Source organism: Amycolatopsis nivea, from assembly GCF_004522235.1.
Lineage (GTDB): Bacteria > Actinomycetota > Actinomycetes > Mycobacteriales > Pseudonocardiaceae > Amycolatopsis > Amycolatopsis nivea.
This window is the reverse complement of record NZ_SDLT01000017.1, coordinates 47846-69915: the sequence shown is the minus strand read 5'-3', so window position 1 is coordinate 69915 and position 22070 is coordinate 47846. Positions and strand designations below refer to the sequence as shown.

5 protein-coding genes are annotated in these 22070 nt (G+C 68.4%); all 5 read right to left on the bottom strand.

What is annotated here, in order from left to right; genetic code table 11:
• Positions 1–24 precede the first annotated feature (24 nt).
• The 5 genes from EIZ44_RS21050 to EIZ44_RS21030 are packed head-to-tail and all read right to left on the bottom strand — an operon-like array spanning position 25 to position 22057.
• Positions 25–15108: a WXG100-like domain-containing protein gene (locus tag EIZ44_RS21050; RefSeq protein ID WP_134730632.1), complete on the bottom strand. Its 15084-nt coding sequence runs from the start codon at positions 15106–15108 to the stop codon at positions 25–27.
• Between the two features lie 30 nt (positions 15109–15138).
• A complete protein-coding gene (locus EIZ44_RS21045) occupies positions 15139–15882 on the bottom strand; it encodes a hypothetical protein (RefSeq protein ID WP_134730631.1) in 744 nt (247 codons plus the stop codon).
• Entirely contained in the window at positions 15879–16277 is a 399-nt protein-coding gene (locus tag EIZ44_RS21040) for a YbaB/EbfC family nucleoid-associated protein (protein WP_043834115.1), read from the bottom strand. Before EIZ44_RS21040 ends, EIZ44_RS21045 begins: the two co-directional genes overlap by 4 nt.
• 19 nt (positions 16278–16296) lie before the next feature.
• Positions 16297–19584: a right-handed parallel beta-helix repeat-containing protein gene (locus EIZ44_RS21035; protein ID WP_134730628.1), complete on the bottom strand. Its 3288-nt coding sequence runs from the start codon at positions 19582–19584 to the stop codon at positions 16297–16299.
• A gap of 19 nt (positions 19585–19603) precedes the next feature.
• Positions 19604–22057 (bottom strand): hypothetical protein, encoded by a 2454-nt coding sequence (locus tag EIZ44_RS21030; RefSeq protein ID WP_205673248.1) that lies wholly within the window; start codon positions 22055–22057, stop codon positions 19604–19606.
• Positions 22058–22070: the final 13 nt, after the last annotated feature.

Below are 22070 nucleotides of genomic sequence, written 5' to 3'. Positions count from 1 at the left end.
TCCGATGAATCTACCGGGCGGGCTTCACTCATGGCTGGGACTTCCTTGCGCCAGTTCGGCCAGTTCAGCGGCCTGGCGAGCGGACGCCGCGCGTTCCTCCGCCTGGTACCGGCGGATGGCTGCGGCCGTATGCCAACGGTCCAGCCAGCCCAGCCCGACGACGCTCAGCCGGTGCGGCCTCGGGCGCGTCCTCGGGCCGTCGAGGGCATTCCGCAGCGCAGTGCGGAAGGCGGCCGCGGGCAGATCCTTCGCGGCCAGTTTCTGGATGACGGCGGCCAGGTCGCGGGCGTAACCATCGGGGTTCGGACGGTTGGCGAGCCGGGTGAGTTCTTCGAGCAGCAAGGCTCGGCCGCCGGGGGCGCTCAGGACGGCGTCCAGGGCGCCATGCCGTTCCAGGACCTCGACTGCCTCGGCGATCCGCGTGACGTCCGCGCCGTCTCGGGTCGCTTGGGCGAGGTCGGAGAGCACTCCGGCGGCGTCCGGCTTGCCCAGCAAGGTGTCGGTCACGCCGTGCAGATGGAGGACGGCGTGCTGCTCGGCCAGGTCGGCGTGTTGCGGGGACAGCGCGGCGAGTTCGCGGGCGGCGGTCCAGATCAGGTCCGGTCGTTCGTGCCGCGCGACGTCCTCGGCGAGGGAAGCCGCCGATTCGCCGCGGCCGAGTTCCGCGAGCACCCAGCCGAGCAGCTTGGCGGTGCCGTCCCGGTCGTTCAGCGGGATCGGCCCGGCCGGCGGCGTCGGACGGAACCACCAGCGGTGCGTGGCGGTGCGCACCAGTTCTTCGATCATCAGGTCCGCGTCGGGGGTGCCGCTGAGCAAGTAATCCGCAGTCGGGTGTTCGGCCGCGGGCAGCCGGACGGCGTCGGCTGGACGGTCTGTGCCGTCGATACGCAACTGCTCGGTGAAGTTTCGGATCGCTGTTGCGTCAGTGGTCAAGAAGGACGATCCATTAGGGACGGACACATCGGACGGTCCGTAGTGGACCCCCACGGTACGGCCGTCAGGTGTCCATGGCCGAGGTGTCGCGGGTGCGGGGGAGTCGTCCAGGCCGCGGAAAACCCTCGGCGTTGGCGTGCCAGTCGACATACCCGGGCCGAAAGCGATCCTGACTTGACCGCCCCCCTCGGACACTCGGATCTTCACCGGGACGCGGTCCAGCACGTCGGAACCCAAGGCATCGGCGAGCTTGCCGGCCAGTTCGCGCGCCGCGGCGGTGGCGTGTGCTCGGCCGTTCGGTCCGGTTCCGGTGACCTCGACCGGCGGGACCGGGCCGTCCGTCGAACGCAGGCGGGAGATCAGGTTATCCAGCGGCGTATCTGCCACCAGGACGGCGTCTGCGGCTTGCATCGTCGCGCCGCGCTGGACCTCGCCGAGGTGGTAGTGCACGCGGCTGTCGTCGACGGTCAGCAGCGCGCGGGCAGCGGGCGGGAGCGGAACGTCGTGCACCTTGCCGGTGTAACTGCTGCGGTCGGTCACGGTGCGGACGAGGGCGGACAGCTCCGGGTTCGCCGCGATGTAGGACAACGCCGCGTGCCACACCAGATCTGGGTCGGCGTGCCGGTGCACCGCGGGTTCGACCGCGGTCAGATGCAGGTCACCGTCCCGGTTGTGCAGGCCGCGCACCAGCGTCTGGATCACGCGCTGGGTTAGCTCCAGCGTCTCGAACCGGTCCGCCAGCGGGGCCGGATCGCCCTGCGGCGGCAGGAGCCAGCTGTGGTCGCTGTTCATCCGGATCTCCGTCATGCCCGGGAGTTCGAGCGCGGAGCTCAGGCCGATCCGCCGGGCCGTTTCGGTCATCGCGACCGGGCCGGAACGGTACATCACCGACTGCCGGTGCACCCGGCCCAGCGGCGTGGCGAAGAAGCCCTGGCCGAGCGAGTCCACTTCGCGCGGCATCAGATTCGCTTGCGTCTGCCCGTAGTTGTCCCGCAGCTGGTCCAAATAGGACGAGGCGAACGGGTGTCCTTTCGACATGGTGAACGCCGAGTTCGCGATGTTCCCGCCGACCCGGTGCACCGCGTAGCCGGCGTCGGACTCGGCGGCGCGGACGACGTCGTCCAGGCCGTGCACGACATTGTCGCCGTCGGTGTAGAGACCGCCGAACCGGTGCATCAGCTCCAGCCGCAGGATGTCGCTCGCCGCCGCGAACCCCGGGCCGGTCTGTTTGGCCACTTCGGACAGATAGAACTCCTGTGTCCGCATGGGATGCTCGCTGGTGAACACTTCGTCCACATTGACCAGTTGGACGCGGTGCTCGCCGGCCCAGCGCAGCAGGTCCCGGACGTCGTGCAGCGGATCCGGGCCCTCTTCCGGGGCGGTGGTGGTCAGAGCCAGTTCGGTTTGCCAGCGCGGGACGTCCGTCCACAGTACGGGGACGATGCCGTCGCCGAGCCGGTCCGCCGCGTCGCCGAAGTTGCGGCGGAAGGCGTGCATCGTGCCGGTGTCCTTGAGCGGTCCGCCCAGCCAGATCGAGTGCATCAGCAAGGGGGTGGACGTCGTCTTGGCGAGCGGTTCGACGTTGCCGGGCGCCCAAGCGGACAGCTTCTCGTCCGGTCGTTCCTTCTCGAGGGTCCAGTCGCGATTGTCGTCGAGGTTGGCGGGATCGAAGTGTTCACTGCTCAGCTGGTAGCCCTTGGCGAGGTCCAGCAGTTCCAGGAAGCTGATGCCCTGTCCGGCGGTGAGGGTCCGGAAGTCGTGTCCGCGCAGGAATTCCGGCGGCTCCGGAGCGCGGTACAGGCCGAACAGGTCAGGTCCCAGCAACGGCGCTGGCGCTGGGCCGTTGACTGCGGTCTGCCGAAGGTCTGCCACGAGATCCTCGGGTGAGGAGTAACGGGCTTCCTCGACGGGCGTCGCACTGTCTGTTGTGGACTGCATTGAAGGATCGCCGAAGGTGCGGAAATGACCGCCGTCGGTGACTGTGGTGAAGCCGTCCTTAGCGCCGATGGCCTTGCCGAGCGTTGCCGAATCCCGGCCGAACAACGCAGGCTTGGTCGGCGCGTGCACTGTGGACGGACCGCCGAGTTCGCTGAGTGCTCGCTGGAAGTCGTGGGCCAGTCCGCCTGGTCCGTCGGTCTGGCCGGTGCTGCATGCGATGAGCGTGACCGAATGGGACTGCGCCAGCGGCGCGGCCTGCGCGACGATCCGGGCGAACGTATCGCCGTCGACTCGCACAGTCTTGCCGCCCAGCAAAGTCACCTTGACCGACTGTTCGCGTCCGTGGGCGAAAACGAAGAGGGAGTCGTCGTCCCACGGTGCCGCGGTGTGGTCGGCCCAGTCGCCGAACCGGCGGCCGGACAGTTCTGGCGTCGCCCCGTTGGCGTTGGCCTGCCTCAGAAGCGGATCGAACTTCTCCGGTGTCGCGCCTTGCGGAAGGGTGCTGACCGTACCGGAATTGTTGGCTACCCAGTCTCGTTCGACGCTTTCGGTGTGCTCGTTCGCCGGAAGGAACGAGACAGCACGAACCCGGCCGGAGCCGTCGGTGATCTGGCGGACCTGGATTTCGTGCGGGTCGAAGCTGTACGGCCGGTCGGTGTCAGTGTCCCAACCGGACACAGTGTCGTTCGCTTCGACAGTGCCTTCGCGATGTTCTTCGACAGTGTTCTCCGCCGGACGCGGCCAGGCGTGCGCGTTGATCTGGCTGTCCACTTCGGACTTAGCCTGCCACCATTTCCGCAGCGCCTCGTCGGCTTTGTCGCGGGCTTCCTGGATCCGGTTGGCCGCATCGTCCTGCCGCGCGGTGTGGTCGGTGTGATTGTTGCGGTACTCGTCCAGCACAGCCAGGATTTCCGCGGCGCGATCCTGCGCGGCCTGCCGCTGCTGGACCAGGTTCGCCTGCTCGTTCCGGATCTGCTGGACCTGCCGTTGCGCGTCCCAGGCCCTCGCGACCAGATCGCTTTGCTCGACAGAACCCGGTTCCTCGCCGAGAGCCAGCGACAGAAGCTGCTCGTCGAGTTCGTTGAGCCGGGTGATCTCGTCATTGCCTGCGCGCAAGGCTTGGCCCACGTCGCGAGCTTCGTTCTGCGCCGTCTGTACGGCTTGCCGCATTTGCTGCACGGGATTGCCGTCGGCCGGGAGGTGCAGCCCGCGTGCGCCGTCGGTCGTAGTGCGGACGTTGTCGTTTTCGGACAGCCACGCATCGTCGTAGTCGCGCTGTGCCTTTTCGAGTTCCTCTTCCGCCGTGCGCCAATCCTCGGCGGCCTTCTTCACCGCGTCCTGCGCCGAGGTGAGCGTCTCCGGCAAGGGCTGGCCGAGCGACTGTTCCAGGTCCGTTTCGCTCATCCGCGTCCGCGACGACTGCGGCACCCGCACCTCGACCGCCGCGGTCTTGCCGTCGACCGTCGCGACGATCCGGTACTCGACGTCGAACCCGACCAGCCCGGTCCGGCCCTTGTCCTTGCCGACGACGGACCGCTGCGCCGCGGCGGTGCTGGACGTCGGATCGCTTTGCCCGACCGGGCCGCGCACGTCGAGCCCGCCCCAGGCATGCGTGTTCCGGCCCGGGTCGGTGATGCCGCCGGTGCCGATATTGCCCTGCTGTTCGCCGGTGACCGTTTCCTTGGCCTCGCCGGTGAAAGTGGATCCGGATTGGTCCGAACGCTCCAATTTGACCGAATCGCTCAGTCCGGTCAGATCCGGTTTCACCACGCGGGTGTAGACCTTCACCGAGGCGTGGCTGCTGCCGGTTACCGCGGAGGAATGCAGATCCGGGGTCGCGAAGGGTTTGCCGACCATGTTCGGCAGATGCGCTTGCAGCGTTTCGTTGGTGATTGAGGACGAGAGCGTGTTGTGCGCGCCAGTGCCGGGTCCGGTGAGGCCGTTGCCCGCGCCGGCGAGCCGCAACGCGCGGATGGCGCCGGCCCGCACATCCGCGGCGCCACGGATCCCTTCCACGGTCGAAGACTTCGGCAGGGGACCGAAACCTTCCTGCTGCCACGCTTGGAGACGGTCCTGAGTGGACTCCGTGGCGCTGAGTTCGGTCGTCCGCGATCCGTACAGTTTGGTGTGGTACTGCTCGTCGCCGGAGATCCGGTGGTCGTCCGCGGACGACCGCGACGTCACGGTCGCCTCCTGCGAAGCGACCGGGTAGGTGCGCCCGTCCCGGGCGACGACCAGCTCGAACTGGACCTGGTGCTGGTACCGCGCCGACGGTCCGCTCGAGGAGGAGGTCAACGCGGTGGTCGTGGTCTTGGCCTCGACGGTCTGGTCGGTCTTCGCGCGGGTCCCGGTAGCGCCGAGGTACGCGCCGTCGTAGCCGCTGACCTTGGGCTGGCTGTCCTGGAACAGACCGCGGCCCGCGCCTCGTACTTGTCCGCCGTAAGACGAGCCGTGGCCGGAATTCTTTTTGTCCGTCTGAGTCGAGTTGACGACGTGGTCGACCTCGCTGCCGTCGTGCTTCACGCCCAGGAACTGCGTGTCGAGGATCTTCGCTTTGAGCTGCAATTGGTAATTGTCGGTCCAGAGCACGCCCGCGTCTTGTGCCAGCAAGGACACGCCGCCGTCGAGCGCACTGTCCACAAGGGACGTGACTGCTTCCGGAGAGGCAGTGTCGAGCGTGCGCTGGAGGTTGTTCATCGAATCGTTCAGCACCGATTTCGGCAGCAGCCTGTCGCCGAGTTTGCCGAGCTGCTGCCGGGCGTCCTGCACCAGCTTCGTCAGGTTGGGTGCGTCTTCCAGCACCGCCGAGCCGAGCGAGCTGGACTTGCCGCCTACCAGCGGCGGAGCCGAAAGTGTGCCGGGTGCCGGGGTGCGCGGTTCGACCGGCGGCAGCAATCCTTCCGCGCGTGCCTCGTCCTCGGTCATCGCCACGAAGACCGAACCCGGCAGATGGACGTCCGCACCCGCGCGCGAAATCGATCCGTTGACCAGGCCTTCCTGGCGGCTTTCCGCGATCAGCCGGACATTCGAATCGTACTGCACCAGCACGGTGCGACTGTCCGAAGAGGACCGGTTGGTGTGGTCGACGCTCGCGGTGATCTCCTGGGACGAACCGGAGCTGCGCTGCCACGGGCTCCATTTCGCGGTGCCGAAGAACTGGCCCTGGCCGTGGGTGTCGCTGCCCGGCGGCCGGATGGTGAGGCCGAGTTGCACGTTGGCTTCGACGGATTGCTTGTGCGTGCCTTCGTAACTGGCTTTCGAGCCGCCGGAATACGTCCGGTCCCCGCCGCCGGTTTCCGAAACCGCGACGAGCTTCGGATTGCTCAGCGAGACGCCCACGCCGAGGCCGCCGACTCGGTCCGCGACGCGGCGGTCGTAGCGGAATCCGTTCGCGGTACCGCCCTGCTTGAGCAGCTTCGGCGTGAGGCCGCGGAAGTTTTCCGGGGAGAACATCCGGTCCACGCGGGCGCGCGCTTCGCTGCCCGGCAGGCCGAGCACCGCGTCGCCGCCGGCCGCGCGCTGGAGCTGGCGCAGCGCCTCGTCCCGCAGCGCCTCGGTGTTCGCAAACGCTTCCACGTGCAGGAACTTCGGCGGCGTCTGGTTCTGCTGCTGGGTCAGCAGGTCGTCGATGCTCGGGGTATCGTTCGGCGACATCGAGACGACGCCCGGCTTGCCCGGTGTGAATTCGGCCGGGTCCTTGGCGAGCGCGGCGCCGTCGTTGATCCACAAGTCGACTTTGCCGTCGATCTTCGGCAGGCCGGGATCGCCGGTTTTGGCCACTGTGGACACCTTCGGCGTGACCCGGAACGGCGAGCCGGGCGTCAGCCGCCGCACCCACGGCCGGTGGCGGGTGTAGCTGGTGATCTCGACCTCGAACTCGACGTCGTGCTCGAAGACCTGCGAATCCGGGCTGCCGCCCTTGCCGGTCGTCGTGGTCACCGTCGGGCCGCCGGAATTCTTCCAGGTCCGGTTGTCCGAGTACTGCAGCGGGCTGACGGTCGGGCTGATGCCGAGGTTCGCGCCGGCGCTGGCGCCCGGAATGATCACGCGGCCTTCGAGACCGACCGACCAGCCTCGTTCGGTGGTGGTCGCGCTGGTCAGCGAGGGGCTGGTTTCGTTGCTGTTCTTGACCGAGCGGCCGTCCGCCTGACCGAGGTGACGGCCAGGTCCCGGCTTCGCCTTCACCGTGACGTTGATGTACTCGTCGGTGAACAGCCCGCGCTTCTTCAACTGCGCTGAAACGCCCTGCGTGAACAGACTGTCCATTTTGCCCCGCAGCGAGGCGACCGAGAACGTGGAGGCGATCTTCCGCAGGTTCGCGAACCGCTCGGAGATGTCCCGGCCGGAGCCTTGGTTGTCGCCCTGGAATTTGTCCCAGCGGGGCAGGAACTTGTCCGCACCCGGCAGGTTCCGCAGCGCGTTTTCGATCTGCGGCTGGACGCGCGTCGCCGGTTCGAACGATCCGGGCCGCGCAGTGCCCGCCGCCATGGCCGCCGCGAGATAGGGCGGTTCGTAGCGCGCGCCGACGTCCTTGAACTTCGGCGAGGTATTCTTCGGCACCGGAAGCCCCTGGGCTTTCGCCTCGGGCAAGCCCATCCGCGTGTACGAAGTGGCCTGGATCGTGGTCGTTTCCCCGGTTGAGGTGGTGACCTCGAGGTCGACGGTGACCTTGTACAGGCCGATGTCGCCCTTCGCGTTCACCGTGGACTTGTTGGTGAAGCTGGTGCCGCTTGTGGACTGTTGATTGACCTTCCGGGAATAACTGCCGCTGACCCCGCCGACGCCGCCGACCGTCCCGGGTACATAGGAACCGCCGCCGAAGATCGCATTGACCTCGCCGCCGTATTTCGACGAGACGGTGGTGCTTCCGCCGTTTACCGAGGAATCGTTGAAGCGCAGTTCGCTGTCGCCAGGAATTGTGCCGAGGTATTCGACCTTCGTCGGCCGCGCCGCCAGCTGGACCGCGTCACGGTGGGCACCGTGCGGGCTGAGCAGGTCGTTCGACACCACCGGACTGCCCTGCATCGCGGTGCCGAGCATGCCGCGCACCCCGCCGCGGCTGAGGAATTCCCGCAACGAGGTACGGCCCGGGGCACCGAATTTGGTCACCGACGGATGCAGGTTCTTGCTCACCTGATCGAAGAGCGCGTTCTCGTCGAAGTCGACCGCTTCCGGAGAAAGGAATTCGATCTTCTTGGCCCAGTCCGGCTTCGGCTCCGCGGGCCCGACCGTCGGTTCCTGCTTCAGGTTGGACAGGTCGGTGGAGAGGACGAGTCCCACTTGTCCGTCCACTGTGGAGCCGACCAGGCCGCCGGTTTCGTTGCGCACCGTGATGCGGTAGGTGACCGGAGCGTCGGCCCGCTGCATGTCGCCCGCCGTGCGGATCACCCGCTGATCGGTCCCGGTCGTGGTGCCGGTGTGCTCCGCGGACGGGCTGGCGAGCTGCGCGGTGCCGCCGACGGACGCGTACGGTCCGGCCGGGAACAACGCGAAGTACGAGGAGCCGACGACTTTCGCGGTAGTGTCGGTGTTCGGGCTTGCGTGGGTGGTCTTGACCTCGTTCTTGACGTCGCCGATGGTCGGTTGCGGGAGTTTGGTGATCTGGTCGGCGTTGACGGAGCTGAAGTCCGGCTCCGCGGTGACGTGCACCTCGTACCATTTCTCGCCGGCGCGCACCATTTGCTTGCGGCCGTCGCCCATAAAGGACTCGAACTCAGGGCCGGACAGGGAATCGGTGATCGCGTCGATGCCGTGTATTTGCGGCGGGTTCTGCTGCTTCGGGTTGAGGCGCTGGATCAGGTTTTCGATGCTCGTGCCGACGTCTTTGGCGCCGCGGACGTCGACCGGGACCACGGAGCCGAGCGCTTTGCCGTCGCGGACGAACTCGGGCAGCCGGTCGGCGAGGGGACGGGTGTCGGGCTCCTCCTCGGATTGCTCGTCCGCTACGAGTACGGCGTCCTGCTGGTTCTGGTTTTGCTCCGCTGTGTTCGTGGGGGCGTTGTGGTCTGGCCCGGGCTGAGCGTGGTCCTGGTTCGGTGTTTGGCTGTCGGATTGCGGGGCCTTGATAGGGGTGTGCAGGTTCGGCCTGCTGTCCGGATCTGGCTGCGAGCGGTGGTCGTCCTGGTGCGGCGTCGGGTTCGGTGCGGGGGCGTCGCCGAGGTGGTGATCGCGGATGTTCGCGGTGTTCGAGACCTGCTCGATCTGCGCGAGGTTGCCCGGGTTGAGCCGCGAATCGTGCCACGCGTCCGGCCCCATCACGCCAGGCTGGTCCTGGCGGTTGAAGAGCATTTCGTCGTTCTTGTAGCCGTCGCCGAGGCCGATGAAGTGCATCAGCTCGTGCGTGACGCCGAAGGGCGAGTCGTGGACGTCCCAGTTGAGCTGGTTCGTGTCCGGGGTGTCGGGGTCCACAGTGGAATCGTGCACGTTGACCGGGACCCGGCGGCTGGGGTCGGCCTGCCAGCCGGTGTCGTCCGGGTGGATGTCGTCGGTGACGCGGACGTCGAGCCGGAGATGCAGCTGGTCGCCGCCGGGCAGCCGGGACGACTGGTTGACCCAGTCTTCGAGATGCTGCCGCAGGTCCTGGACGAATTGCTCTCGCTGCTGCGGCGTGACCGACCCGGAATGCGAGGTCAGGTCGATCGGAATGGTGTGCTCGCGCACCCACTGGCCCGGCGCGATCTCGAACCGCCGCACGTCGAACCGGATGTGCGCCATCGCCCCGGCGAGCTGCCCGCCCTTGAGCCCGTCGCGGTTTCCGGTGAATTGCCCGGCGATCTTCTTGATCGGATCGAACCGCTCCGAGGAAAACCGCGTAACCGGCGCGGTGTCGCGACGACCGTTCCAGTCTTTCGGACCCGGCAGCGTCTTCGGGTTCGGCTTCGGTGTTTCCTTTGCCTGCCCGTTGTTTTTGGGCGCAGCAGCAGGAGTTTGCGTGGTCGCCGGACGATTTCCGCTGAGATTGTCGACCAGCGCCTGCCGGGTGGCGAGCGTCAGATCGGCGAGCTTCTTGCCGTCCTCGACGTTCTCCTTCATGCCCTTGACCAGCGACGTGCGCTCGTTCTTGGGCAAATTCGCGACAACCTCGGAAAACACCTCCGGCCGGTTCGGATTCGGCCCGCTCGGAGTGATCCCGTGGAACGCGGCTTTCGCGGCGATCTTCGCCAGATTGGGGTCGAGCGTCGTGTGGTTGCCGAGATAATGGCCAAGCAGATCGGACCACGTCGTTTCGTTGGCGTGGCTTTGAGTCAGTGCGGTGATCCCGTTCGGATCGGTGCCGACCTTGCTCGCGATCCGGGTGCCGTTGGTCTGAATGGCAAGATCGGACGAGAACTTCGCGATCGCCGTCGGATGGTCGCTGTATTGCCAGCTCGGATTGCGTTGCGACAGCACTGAATCGATCAGGCCCTGGCCTTCCTTGGCACCGTAATCGAAATTCCCCGTGTTCGGGTTTTTGGTGCCGAAGGTCGCGTCGTTCTCGAGCTTGTTGCCCTCCATCCGGACAAAAGTGTTCGGCTCCGGGAAGTAAACCGCCCGAGAGTCCACCCCGGCGAGCGCCTGTCGCACGTCGAGATCCAGTTGCGCCGCGCGATTCGCGAGATCCCCGTCCTCGGGCCGGACGTTGTACCCGCCGCTGATCACCTCCGGCGGCCCTTCGGGATTCTGCTGGACCACGGTATTGACCGCGTCGAACAGCGGCCCGGTGCGGGTGTTGAGGGAGTGGACGTCGGCGTCGCCGGTGTGCAGGTAGACCTCGTTGGTCCCGCCCGCTTCGCGGATTTGCCCGACGAGCTGCTCGGTGACCGGATTCCGGACCATCGTTTCGCGGATGCCGCCGTACGGGATGGTCTTCTGGTCGATGTTCGGGTTGCTCGGGTGTTTCCAGGTGAACCCGATAATCGCTACCGGGAAGCGGTTGTCCCAGGTATTCTGGAATTGCTGGATTTTCTGGTTGATCGCTTGTTCCGAGCCTGGTGTGCCGTTGATCCCGATGACCAGGCCGAACCGTCCGTCGGCGGAGTTCCCGGTGAACCCGCCTGCGTACTTTTCCGCGATGGCCTGGAGATTGTCGTCCGGAGTCGCGGCGACGGTGGCTACGACGCCGATGCTGTCCTGGTTGTTCTCGTTGCGGGTGCCGAGGTTGCCGATGATGCCGGTTTCGTGCACGACGGTGAACTTGAAGTTCTTGAGGTGCTGAGCGAAGTCGCCCTTCCCGCCGGTGATAGGCGGCTGCTTGCCGACATTCGGCCCCGGGCCGGCGGCGGGGGTCGGCTTTTTCGGTGCTGCGACTGGGGTGTGGAGGTTGCTGCTTTGGGGTGTTGTCGCGGGCTTTTTGGGCGCTGCGACTGGGGTGTGGAGGTTGGGGCTCTCGGGTGTTGCCGCGGGCCTCTTGGGTGACGCGACTGGAGTGTGAAGGTCCCGGCGCGGCGTGGTGTTGTCGCGGGAGCGCGGGGCCGGAGTGGGCTTCGTGCCGATCGGCTTCGCCGGGTTCGGCGGTTGGTTGTTGTTGGCGTCGTCCGGAGTCGGCTGGGGCTTCGCAGAGCTGGTGGAATCCGAGCCGGGTTTCGGTGATGTGGCTGCGCGCGGATTCACGGCCGGCGCCGGGTTGGCGGACGGCTTCGGTTCGGAAGCTGGCTTCGCAGGCGGGTTCGGGCTGGAATCGGTGACCGGGTCACCGGTGGGATTGGCGGAGCGGTCAGGGCTTGGACTGCCGGGAGCGTTCGGCCTCGAGCTGGGTTCGGCAGCGGGGTTAGTGCCTGTCTTCGGATCCGGGTTGGTGGTCAGGTTCGGGCCCGGAGACGGTGCCAGGTTCGGATTGCTGGCCGGGTCCGGCCGGGTAGCCGGGCTCGGGTTGGCGGCCGGGTCCGGGTGTGTAGTCGGGCTCGGGTTGGTGGCCGGATGGGGATTGGTGCGGGTGCCCAGGTTGCCAGCGTTGTTCGGGTTTGTGGCGGGGCTGGGCTTGGTCGCCGGAGATGGGTCGGAGTTAGTGGCGGGATGCGAATCGGTGCCCGGGTTGGGAGTGACGTTCGGGTTGGGAGACGGGGTGAGATTCAGATCCGCGGCGGGGCTGGGCTTCGCTGCCAGATCCGGGCTGGGGGCCGGGCTTGGGCTGGGGTTGGTGGCCGGATTGCTGTGGGCGCTCGGGTCGGCGGTGGGGCTCGGGTCCGGGGTGGGGCTCGGCTTGGTCGTCGGCTCCGGGCCGGGGGCAGGGCTCGAGACGGGTTTCGCGGCTGGGTTCGGATCGGTGCTGGAGCCCGGGTTGGTTGCCGGGTTGAGGTTGCCGGTCGTCGGGCCGGTGACCGAGGTCCGGACGGGGCTCGGTTCGGTTGCGGGGTTCGAGCCGTCGACGGTGGTTTTCGGGGAGGGGCTTGGGGTGGAGTCGATGCCCTTGACGCTGGTTGACGTCGGCGGAGGCACCGGCTTGGTCTGCTGGGCGGTCGCCGGGTCCGGGTTGGTGCTGGTGGAACTCGGGCTGGTGTTCGGGGTGCGGACGGAGTCAGGTGACGAGTTCGTCTCGGGGCCATGCTGAGCGGACGGGGCCGGGGAGGCGGTGACGTTCGGGCCGGGCGACGAGCTTGAAGAAGCGTTGGTCGAGGGAACCGGGCCGGTGTGGCCGGACGGGTCGGGGGCGGTGTCCGGACCGGGGCGGGGCGTCGGGTTCGAAGAGCCGTTCGCCTGGCTGGTGTCGGTGACGGAGTGCGGGGACGCGTTCTGGCCGCCGAAGCCGGGGAGGCCGGTGTCGTGGTGCGGGGTGGGCGTGTGGGTGGCGCCGGTCGCGGGCGGCGAGACAGGGTGGCCGCTCGGTGATGGGCTGGTGGCGGGGTTGGCCGGTGAATCCGGGGTCGAAGGGGTCGAGTCTCGCGGCCCGGCGGGGGTGGGTGTGGACGGTGGCGGGGTGGGGGTCCCGGTTTTGACCGAGTCCGGCGTGGACGGGGGCGGCGCGGCGTGGTGGTCGGCACCGTTCGTGCCTTGATTGGCGGGAGTGGAGCCTGGGCTGGTGTTTGTGCTGGTTGACGGGCTTGTGCTGCCACTGGGATTGGTGTTTGCCCCGGGGTTCGGACTAGTGCTGGGGTTGGTGTTTGCCCCGGAGGGTGGGTTGGTGCTGGCTCCGGGGTTGGTGCCGGGGGACGGGCTGGTGCTGGTGCCTGGGTTGGTGATCGTGCTGGGCGACGGGTTGGTGCCGGGACCGGTGTTCGCGCCCGGATTCGGGGCGGAGTTCGTGCCTGGATTGATGCTCGGGTTCCCGGTGCCTGCGTTGGGACCGGTGCTGGGGTTTCCGGCATTTGCGTCGGGATTGGTGTTGGGGTTCCCGGCATTTGCGTCGGGATTGGTGTTGGGGTTCCCGGCGCCTGTGTTGGAACTGGTGCTGGGGTTTCCGGCATTTGCGTCGGGACTGGTGCTCGGGTTTCCAGCGCTCGTGCCAGGGCCAGTGTTGTGGCCGCCATTCGTGCCGGGGTTCTGGTCGGGGGTGGGGCTGGTGGTGTTGCTCCCGCCCTGGTTTCCGGTGCTGGGGCCGCTGCTGGGAGGGGTCGAGCCAGTGGCGGGGGTGTTGTCGTTCGTGCTGCCGGACGAACCAGCGGGGTTGCTGCCGGGTGACTGCGGCGCGGGATTGCTGGCCGAGCCGTTCGCGGGAGCGTTGCTGGTGGTGGGGTCGGAGTGGGGGGCGTTGTTCGCGGAGTTGGGGTCGCCCGTTGAAGGGGAGTTGGCACCGGGTGAGGTTGGGGTGTGGGAGGCGTTCGCTGAGCTTGAGTTGGTGGCGGGGTCTCCGGTCGACGGGTTGCCGTTCGTCGAGTGTGCGTCGGGTGTGGGGTTGGGCGTGCCGGGCGCGGAGTTCGAGGCACCGCCGGTCGTCGAGCCGTTGGGGGAGTTCTGGCTGCCAGGCGAGTTGCTGGCGGAGTTGGTGTCTGGGGAGGTGGAGTTGTTCTGGCCGTCGCTGTGCGGGGCGTTGTTGCCGGAGTTGCTGGAACTATTAGCGCCGCCCGGGCCGGAATTGCCGGGGGCGTTGGCGTCACCAGGGCCAGAGCCACGGGAACCGGAGCCGCCGGAGCCGTGTGGATCGGAGCTGTTGGTGCCGCCCAGGCCGGTGCCGCCGGAGCCGGTGCCACCAGGGCCGGTGCCATCGGAGCCATGGGAACCGGAGCTGTTGGAGCCGCCAGGGCCAGCGCCGCCAGGGCCGGTGCCGCCGGAGCCATGGGGGCCAGAGCCGTTGGAGCCGCCAGGGCCAGAGCCACCAGGACCGGAGCCGCCCGAATCGCCAGGGCCGAGACCCCTCGGATCGCCGGAACCGCCAAGGCCGTTAGGGCCGTTGACCGGGTCCACCTTGATGTTCCCGGTCCCGTTCTCCCCGCCGGGGTCGTTCGGGCCCTTCCCCTCACCGCCGCCACCGCCGCCGGTGAGTTTGTCGTGCAGGTTTTGGCCCGCGTGATGGGCGCCGTGCGTAGCGGCGCCGCTGAGGCCGCCGTTCAGGGCGCCCCAGCCCAGGCTGTCCAGGTCTCCGCCGAACAGACCCGCGCCGGCCAGGCCGACTACTACCTCGGTCGCCGCTTCGACGCCGGCCGCGCCGAAGACGTTGTGGCCCCACTTGCCCAGGCCGCTGTGCGCGCCCGCGGCGAACGCGCCGCCGATCGCGCCCAGCGCGGCGTTCTGGCCGATTTGTTTCCAGTCGAAGCCGTCCCGGTTGCCCTGCGCGATTTGGATGAACTCGGCGAGCATCTCCTCTGCCGCCTCTTCCGCGGCTTCCTGCGCGGCCTCTCGCGCGACCCTCGACAGCAGGCTCATCAGGCGCGACATCAGCGAGCGTTCGATCTGCATCACCGCGGTCCGCCCGGCGGCCCAGATTCCCGGGATCAGCGGGGCGGTGAACGGGTTCGTCATCGCCCAGATCAGGTCCGCTGCGGTGACGGCGATGGAGATGAGGATGCCGTATTTTGCGTTTTCCACATTCAACGCGTATTCGCGCAGGGCGGCGGCTTGCTGCTGGGCGCGGTAGGAGAAACCGGCGCCCATGGTGCTGAGTTTGTTGGCGTAGTCGGCGAAGTTGGTCGCCACCTCACCGCCCACATTGGACACTACCTGCTCCGCCAGCTGGCTGAAACCAGTGCCAGCAGCGGAAATCTCCTGCGCGACCTGATCCCACTCGGCGGCCAGTTCGCGGGCTTTGTCCTCGTCGCCCTGCGGCCAGGCGTCGCCCGCGATGATGTAGAACACCCAGTTCAGGCTGGGGTCCACCATGAGACTCATCGCGGGGGCACCTCCTTGGCGCGAGGAAAATCAGGAAACGGGTTCTTCCGGGGTGACCGGCGGCTGGGCGGGGATCGACTTCGCGGGTTCCCAGAGTTCGGCGGGCTCCAGAGGGTGCGTGACTTCGCCCTCGACCGCGTGCACCGGCTTTTGCGAGCGGACGAAGACGGTCGATTCTGTCGGCTGCAGCGGGGTCACGACCTTGTGCTGAACCGGGCGTCCGATCGACAGGTGCTTCAAACGCGGTTCCTCGTCAGGCAACGGTTCCTGGCCGCGATCCGGAATCCGGGCCCGGACGCTCTTCGCCGCGGTCCAGCCGTCGTCTTCGGCTTCCGGGGATTTGCCCAGCACTCTGTTTTGGATTCGTACGCCGCGCCGGTACTCGGTCGGAGGGGCGTCCGACCCGCCTCCGGGGTCGGACTTGGTGACCTTCTCGTGCAGGTCGGTGAAGTTCTTGAACAGGGCATTGGACCCGTCGAAAGCACCCTGGTCGGCCTCGCGGAACGACGTCGCCATGTCGCCGATCGCGTCGCGGGTCGCTTCCACGGCCAGCGCCCACGCGTTGATGCCGTTGTAGATCTCGGCCGCCGACTGGATGTGCGTTTTCGAGAATTCGTTGCCGTTCTTGTCATTCCCGGCCGCGTCCTGGATCCGGCTGGGGTTTGCCAGGCTTTGCACCCGCTGGGCCAGCGTGCGCAGTTCGGCGCTCTTGCCGTCGAAGCCGTCGCGGCCTCCGTCCAGGCCGTCGGCGTCGACGAAAAATTGGTCGGTCACGGCAGGTTCCCTTCGTCGAATCCCGGCACCCGCGCCGAGAACAGGGCGTTGACGTCCACTTTTCCGCTCATCAAATCCTCCGCGGAAATGCCCGGCGGCAGCATGGGGGCCATCATTTCCGCGGCCGCGGCGACGGATTTCTGCCGGGCGGCGGAGACGGTCTGCACGATCACCGAGGCCAGTTCGGCGGGAGCCATGCGTTTGTACGCGCTGGTGGGGAAGGAAAGTTCGGTCAATTCGCCGGTACGGCCGACAGTCGCGGTCACCTCACGGCGAGCGGAAGTAACGGTGCTGGTGGCGGTTTCGACGTCCTGGCGGGCTTGGTCGAAATGGTCGCGCTGGTGCTGGTAAGCGGCCATCGCGTCCTCGAGCATTTTTTCGTAGTGCGTGCTCATCGGGTCTCCTCCCGAGGGTTCAGCCGACCGAGGCGAGGCCGGGCCCGAGGGCCATGGCACCGGTGTCGGGCGGGCGGATGCCGCGCAGGTCGGCGGCGGCGAGCGTGCGGGACGCGGCGGCGGCCGACAGCGTGCGGGCCAGTTCGTGCGCGGCGAAGGCGGTGTGGTCGGACGCGGCGGACAACTCGTGGGCGAGGGCGTCGCGGACGTCGTCGGGGACCTCGTGGCCGCGGCGGACCAGCAACCGCACGGCGATCTCGGCGAGTTCGTCCACTGTGTACTCGCCGAGTTGCCAGCCGTACGGCAACGCGTCGCGCAGGGTGGGCAGTTGCGCGAGCAGTTCGCCGACGCGGTCGCTTTCGCCGGTGAATACCACGACCGGATCGGCGGGGCGGCGGGCGATCATTTCGGACAGCGCTTCCAGGGCTTCGATGCCGGGGGTGTGCGGCGAGGTGTCCCAGTCGCCGTCCAGGTCGACGACCAGGGTGCCGCCGGAAGCGTCCTCCACGGCGGCCCGGACGAGGTGTTCGGCTTGGCCGGGCCATTGCGGGGAAAGCTCTTCGGCGAGGTTGCGGTGCACCAGCTGGCCCATCGGAGCCATGCCGAATTCGGAGAGGATTTGCGCGTACAGTTTCGCGTACTCCGACCGTCCGGTGCCGCGTTTGCCGCTGATCACCAGGTTGGCCTGGTGGCCGAGCGGTTGCCGTTCGTGGGTGAGCCGGCCGAGTTTGAGCAGCAGCCGTTCGGCGTTCTCTCGCACCGATTTCTGACCGACCAAGCCGCTGAGGCGTTTCCAGCCCGCGCTGGTCGAAACTGCGGCAGCGGGATCGGCGGTGACCGAAACCGTTGACTTCGCGGCGGAAGGAAGTTGCGCCAGCTCGGCCTGAAGATCGTCGGCGGTGAGGCGGTTCAGCTCGATGTCTTTGGACGGCGGATAAAGCGCCAGCCGCGACGCCTGGTTGTTCACCATCGCCTCGAACAGCTTGCGCGCGACGCGACCGTTGCCGAATGTCGAGTTCTTCGGCACCCGTTCGAAATACTCGCGCAGCGCGGCGAGCGCGTCGTCGGTCATTTCGTAGTAGTGCTTGCGGGTCAGGCCGGTCGTGATGGTGACCAGTTCGTCGACGCTGTAGTTCGGGAATTCGATGGTGCGCGTGAACCGCGAAGCGAGACCGGGGTTCGACTGCAGGAACTGTTCCATCTGCTCGGAATAGCCCGCGACGATCACCACCAGCGAATCGCGCTGGTCCTCCATGATCTTCATCAGCGCGTCGATGGCTTCCTGCCCGAAGTCCGGACCGGAACCGCCGGTCGGCGCGCTCAGCGTGTACGCCTCGTCGATGAACAGCACCCCGCCGACGGCCTTCTCGACGACCTCGGTCGTCTTGATCGCGGTGGACCCGATGTACTGGCCGACCAGGTCCTGGCGGGCCACCTCGATCATGTGCCCCTTCGACAGGATCCCGAGTTCGGCGAGCACCGTGCCGTACAGCCGGGCGACGGTCGTCTTGCCGGTGCCGGGCGGGCCCGCGAACACCAGATGCCGCGACATCGGCGGCATCGGCAGGCCCATCCGCTCGCGCATCTGCGACATCTTGATCAGGTTGATCAGGCCGGTGACTTCCTTCTTCACCCCGGCGAGCCCGACCAGCGCCTCCAGATCGCCCAGCGGGCCTTCGAGCACCTCGCCCGCCGCCTCGCTCACGGTCTGGTCGGCGGTCGCGAAGTCGCTCGGCGGACTGGCGGGCACCGGCTCCGCGGTCCGGGCGGAATCGGTGCTCAGGTTGTCCACGTCCGCGTGCTCGCCGCTCACGAGTTCGCCCGACGCGTCGTTGACCACGCAATCGCGGATGCTGACCGGCTCGGTGGTTTCCACGTGGAAGCCGTCCTCGCCCGCGCCGAGGATCTCGCATTCGGTGAACGACGCCTGAGCAGCGACGTACACGCCGTTGCCGCGCGCATTGCGCACCCGGCAGCGGGAAGCGGTCAGCGTCGTACCGACGGTGATTCCGTCCCCAGTGGAATCAATGATCTCGCAGTCCTGCAAGGAAATTTCCGCAGTACCGCCAAGGTGCAGACCGCCGCCGCGCACCTGCACCGACTTCGCCGAGGACGGCGCGCCGCTAGCGAACGAGACTGCCTTGTCGGAGGTCGAATCGACTCGAAGGTCGGCCACGGTCAGCCGGGCGTCCTCGGTGACCTGCACCCCGGTTTCCCGGCCGGTGTCGATGGAGGCGTCCGCGAGGTCCAAGGTGGACTGTCCGGAAAGGACGATCCCGACGCCGCTGTCCGGCGTCATCCGCAGCCCGCCGACGGTCACCGCGGCGTCGGCGCTGACCGACATCGCAGTGTGCGTCGAGCCACGCACGGTCGCGCGCTCGAACCGCGGCCGCGCCTGGTCGTCGACCAGGATCGTGACCGGTGAGCCTTCAAAAGTGCAGTCCACGAACTGCGGCGCGGCGGCTCCGGTGGCCTGCACCGCGTTCGCGCCCGCCCCGGCGAACACGCATTCGCGCAGTAACGGCTCGGCGGACGCGGCGATGTGCGCGGCCTGCATCGGCGCCGAACGGAACTGCGACGACGCAACGGAAACCCGGCCCTTACTGGTCACGTACAGGTCGACATTCGCGCTGTCCCGCACGGTGAGCCCGGTGATCGTCGCGCGTCCTTGCTGCTCCACGACCATCGCCGGTTTCTGCGCGCCGACGATCTCGCACTGCTCGACAATCGCGACCGCTTCGCCATTGACGCACACCCCGTTGCCCGCCGCGCCCTGCACCACGCAGCGGCGCAGCAGCACCGAACCGGTCTCGGCCACCACAACGCCGGACGACGCGGCGTCGACGATCTCAGTGTCCTCAATGGCCGATTGCACCGGCGACGCGACCACGACCCCGGCACCGCCGGTGCTCGTCACCGTGCAGCCCCGCAGTGCGAGCGAGCCCTCCAACCGGGCCAGCAGCGTCGCCCACGAGGTCCCGGACAACCGGCAGCCGTCGAGCGCCGCCTCGCCGCGCACGACGTCCACCGTGACCAGCTGGTCGTCGACGCCGGTGAGGACGAACCCGCTGAGCTGCACCGCCTCGGCGTTCGCGACGAGCACGCTCCCGGTGTTCGCCACGATTTCCACGGTGCCCGCGCCCTGTTCGGCCACCAGCGACACCATCCGGTCCACCACGAGGTTTTCCTCGTACCGGCCGGGGTGCACGCTGATCGTCGCCCCCGGCTGCGCCTGCGCCAGCGCCGCGCCGATGGTTCCGAAGGCACCCGGCCGGTCGCTGCCGACCACGAGCAGCTGTCGGTTCATCGTCTCCGCCTCTCCGCACTCACGCCAGGCCCGGGAGCGCCCCGAACCGCTCCGCGGCCTGCTCGTCCATCACGGTCCGGACCAGGTCCTCGCCCGCTTCCGCCCACGTCTGCACCGTCTGCCGGAGCGAATTCATGGCCAGCTCGTCCAGCGAAGCCCGGTCGTTCGCCACCCGGCCGGTCTCGTCGATCTCGCTCGCGGTCAGCTCCCGCAGCAGCACCGCGCCGCGCGCACCGGCAGCCGGTTTGCGCGTTTCCAGCACCTTGAAGCTGGTCCCCGGCACGAACAGGACGCGGTTTTCGACGCCGCCCTCGCTCGGTTCCAGCAATTTGGTGCGGCGTCCGGTGATCGACCACACCAGCACGTCCGTCTCCCCGTCCACTGTGGACGACGGTTGCGTCAGCGCGTTGAGGAAACCCCATTCGGTCAGCACTTTCCGGCCGTCCAGCAGCGGCCACGCGGACGGCGGCAGCTCGGTGGCGAAGGTCGCCGGGCCGCGGTGCGAGGGCAGCCTGCTCAGCCCCGCCACGACGCACCGGGCGACCGGGACGTGCGGGCCGTTCGCGCCGCGCCGCAGTCCCGCGTCGATCGTCGATCCCTTGGGGGACAGGTAAAGCTGCACCGCCACCGCGTCGGTCAGCACCTCTGCCGAGGACGACGTCGACAGCACGCCTTGGAATCCCGGGTGCTCGGACAGGATCCGCGCGACGGTGTTCGACATCAGGCCGTATTCCGCGCCGAGCGATTTACGGAGCCACTGGCGTTCCTTGTCGGCCCCGCGTTTGGGCAGCAGCGCGGTCGATTCCGCGCCGGGGGTTTCCTGGAAACGCAGCTCTGCCGGGGCTTTCGCCGGTTTCGGCGCGGGCTCCGCTTTGGCCGGAGGTTCCGACTGGTCCGAAGTGGACGCCGGAATCGCGGGCTTGGCGACCGGTGGTTCGACGGGCTTGGCCGGTGCGACGTCGGCCGGGGCGAGGTGCGTGAGCGGCTTCGCGGCCGGAGGAGCGGCGGAGACCTTGACCGGGGGCTCGGCGGGAGTTTCCGCCGGAGCAGCGACCGGAGCAGCAACGGGAGCAACCGGCGCAGCGATCGCCCCGGGAACCTCCGTCGGCGCGGCAATACCCAACGCCGCCGGAGCCGCCGGCAGATAAGCCGCCGGAGCAGGCGCAGCCACCACCGGCACCGGATGCCCAGACTCGATCGCGTCCAACGCCCGCGCCACCACCCGCGGCCGCGCACGCTCCGCAAGCAGCGCGGCAGCAGGCAGCACCCGGCTCATCCGGCGAGTCTGCTCGTCCAGCCGCGCCAGCAAATCCTCCGCCAGCAACCGCATCCGCGACGCCGAGCCCTCGTCCGCCGCGTCAAAGGTCAGATTGTGCACCGCGGCATCGAGGCCGATCTCGCGGATCGCGGCCGACGAAGGACCGTCCTGCGGCGGACGCACCAACAGCCCGGACTGCACGACCTCGACCACCGCGTCCGGCGAGTACCAGTACACCGCCGGAGAGACCTGGTCGAGTCCGTGGATCGGCGGACGGTGCGACAGCAGCTCAGGCAAGACGGAATCCGAGCCCGGTTCGTAGCCGAGTTCGGTGGTGAACGGACGCCAGCCGAGCCGTCCGTCGTACAGCACCGTCCGCAGGGTCGGCAGCTGTGGCGAACCGACCGGCACGCCCGCGTAGAACGCGACCGGCTTGCCCAGCAGATCGGCCAGCGCCTGCCCGATCGCGGCCTCGCCGGGCACCTGCATCGGGCCGTACTGGACGAACCGCGCCTTGGCCCGCACCTTCTCCGGCAGCTGCACCCACAGCCGGGCCGCGTCGTCCAGTGCCAGCGGCGGGCAGCCGGGGCAGCCCAGCACGATCGTCATGGTGTCGTGCTGGGCGGGCATCCGGGAGATCAGCGCGCGGCGGTGGTGCCGCTGGGGTGCGTCGAAGCCGACCGGACGGACCCACAAGCCGCCCGGCAGCGGTTCGGCGACGCCGCGCGAACTCGTCGGGGTCAGCTCGGCGGCGATCCCGGAATCCCAGGCCGGGCGCGGGAACCGCTTCGCCTCCCACGTCGGCGGACGGCCCGGCCGGAACCGCACCCAGCCGCCGCCGCGCCCGGCGTGGACGAACAAGGCACCGCCCGCGCTCGGGATCACCGACCCGTCCGGCGCGAGCACCGGGCGGTTGATCCGCTCGGCCAGCCACTGCCCGGCCAGCGCGGTGGTCTCGCGCGAACGGCCGCCGATCACCAGCCGCACGCCGCGACGGCGCCGGGGGAGCGCCTTGGCGACCGATTCCCACATCGTGATCGGCGAATCCACCGGCAGGTCGACGACCACCAGGTCGTGGTCCGGATCGGCGGCGACGCCGAGCGCGAGCGACTGCGCCTCGCCGGTCATCCCCTCGGCGAGGTGCACGACCAGGGCGTTGCCCACGGTCTTCTTCTCCAAAGCGCCGTCGTCGCGCCGGATCAGCGAGAGTTCCATGGCTGTCCTCCTT

Bases quoted from the DNA above. Each gene is read 5' to 3' on its own strand.
- EIZ44_RS21050 (WP_134730632.1), bottom strand. From the start codon at position 15,108: ATGAGTCTCATGGTGGACCCCAGCCTGAACTGGGTGTTCTACATCATC.
- EIZ44_RS21040 (WP_043834115.1), bottom strand. From the start codon at position 16,277: ATGAGCACGCACTACGAAAAAATGCTCGAGGACGCGATGGCCGCTTAC.
- EIZ44_RS21035 (WP_134730628.1), bottom strand. From the start codon at position 19,584: ATGAACCGACAGCTGCTCGTGGTCGGCAGCGACCGGCCGGGTGCCTTC.
- EIZ44_RS21030 (WP_205673248.1), bottom strand. From the start codon at position 22,057: ATGGAACTCTCGCTGATCCGGCGCGACGACGGCGCTTTGGAGAAGAAG.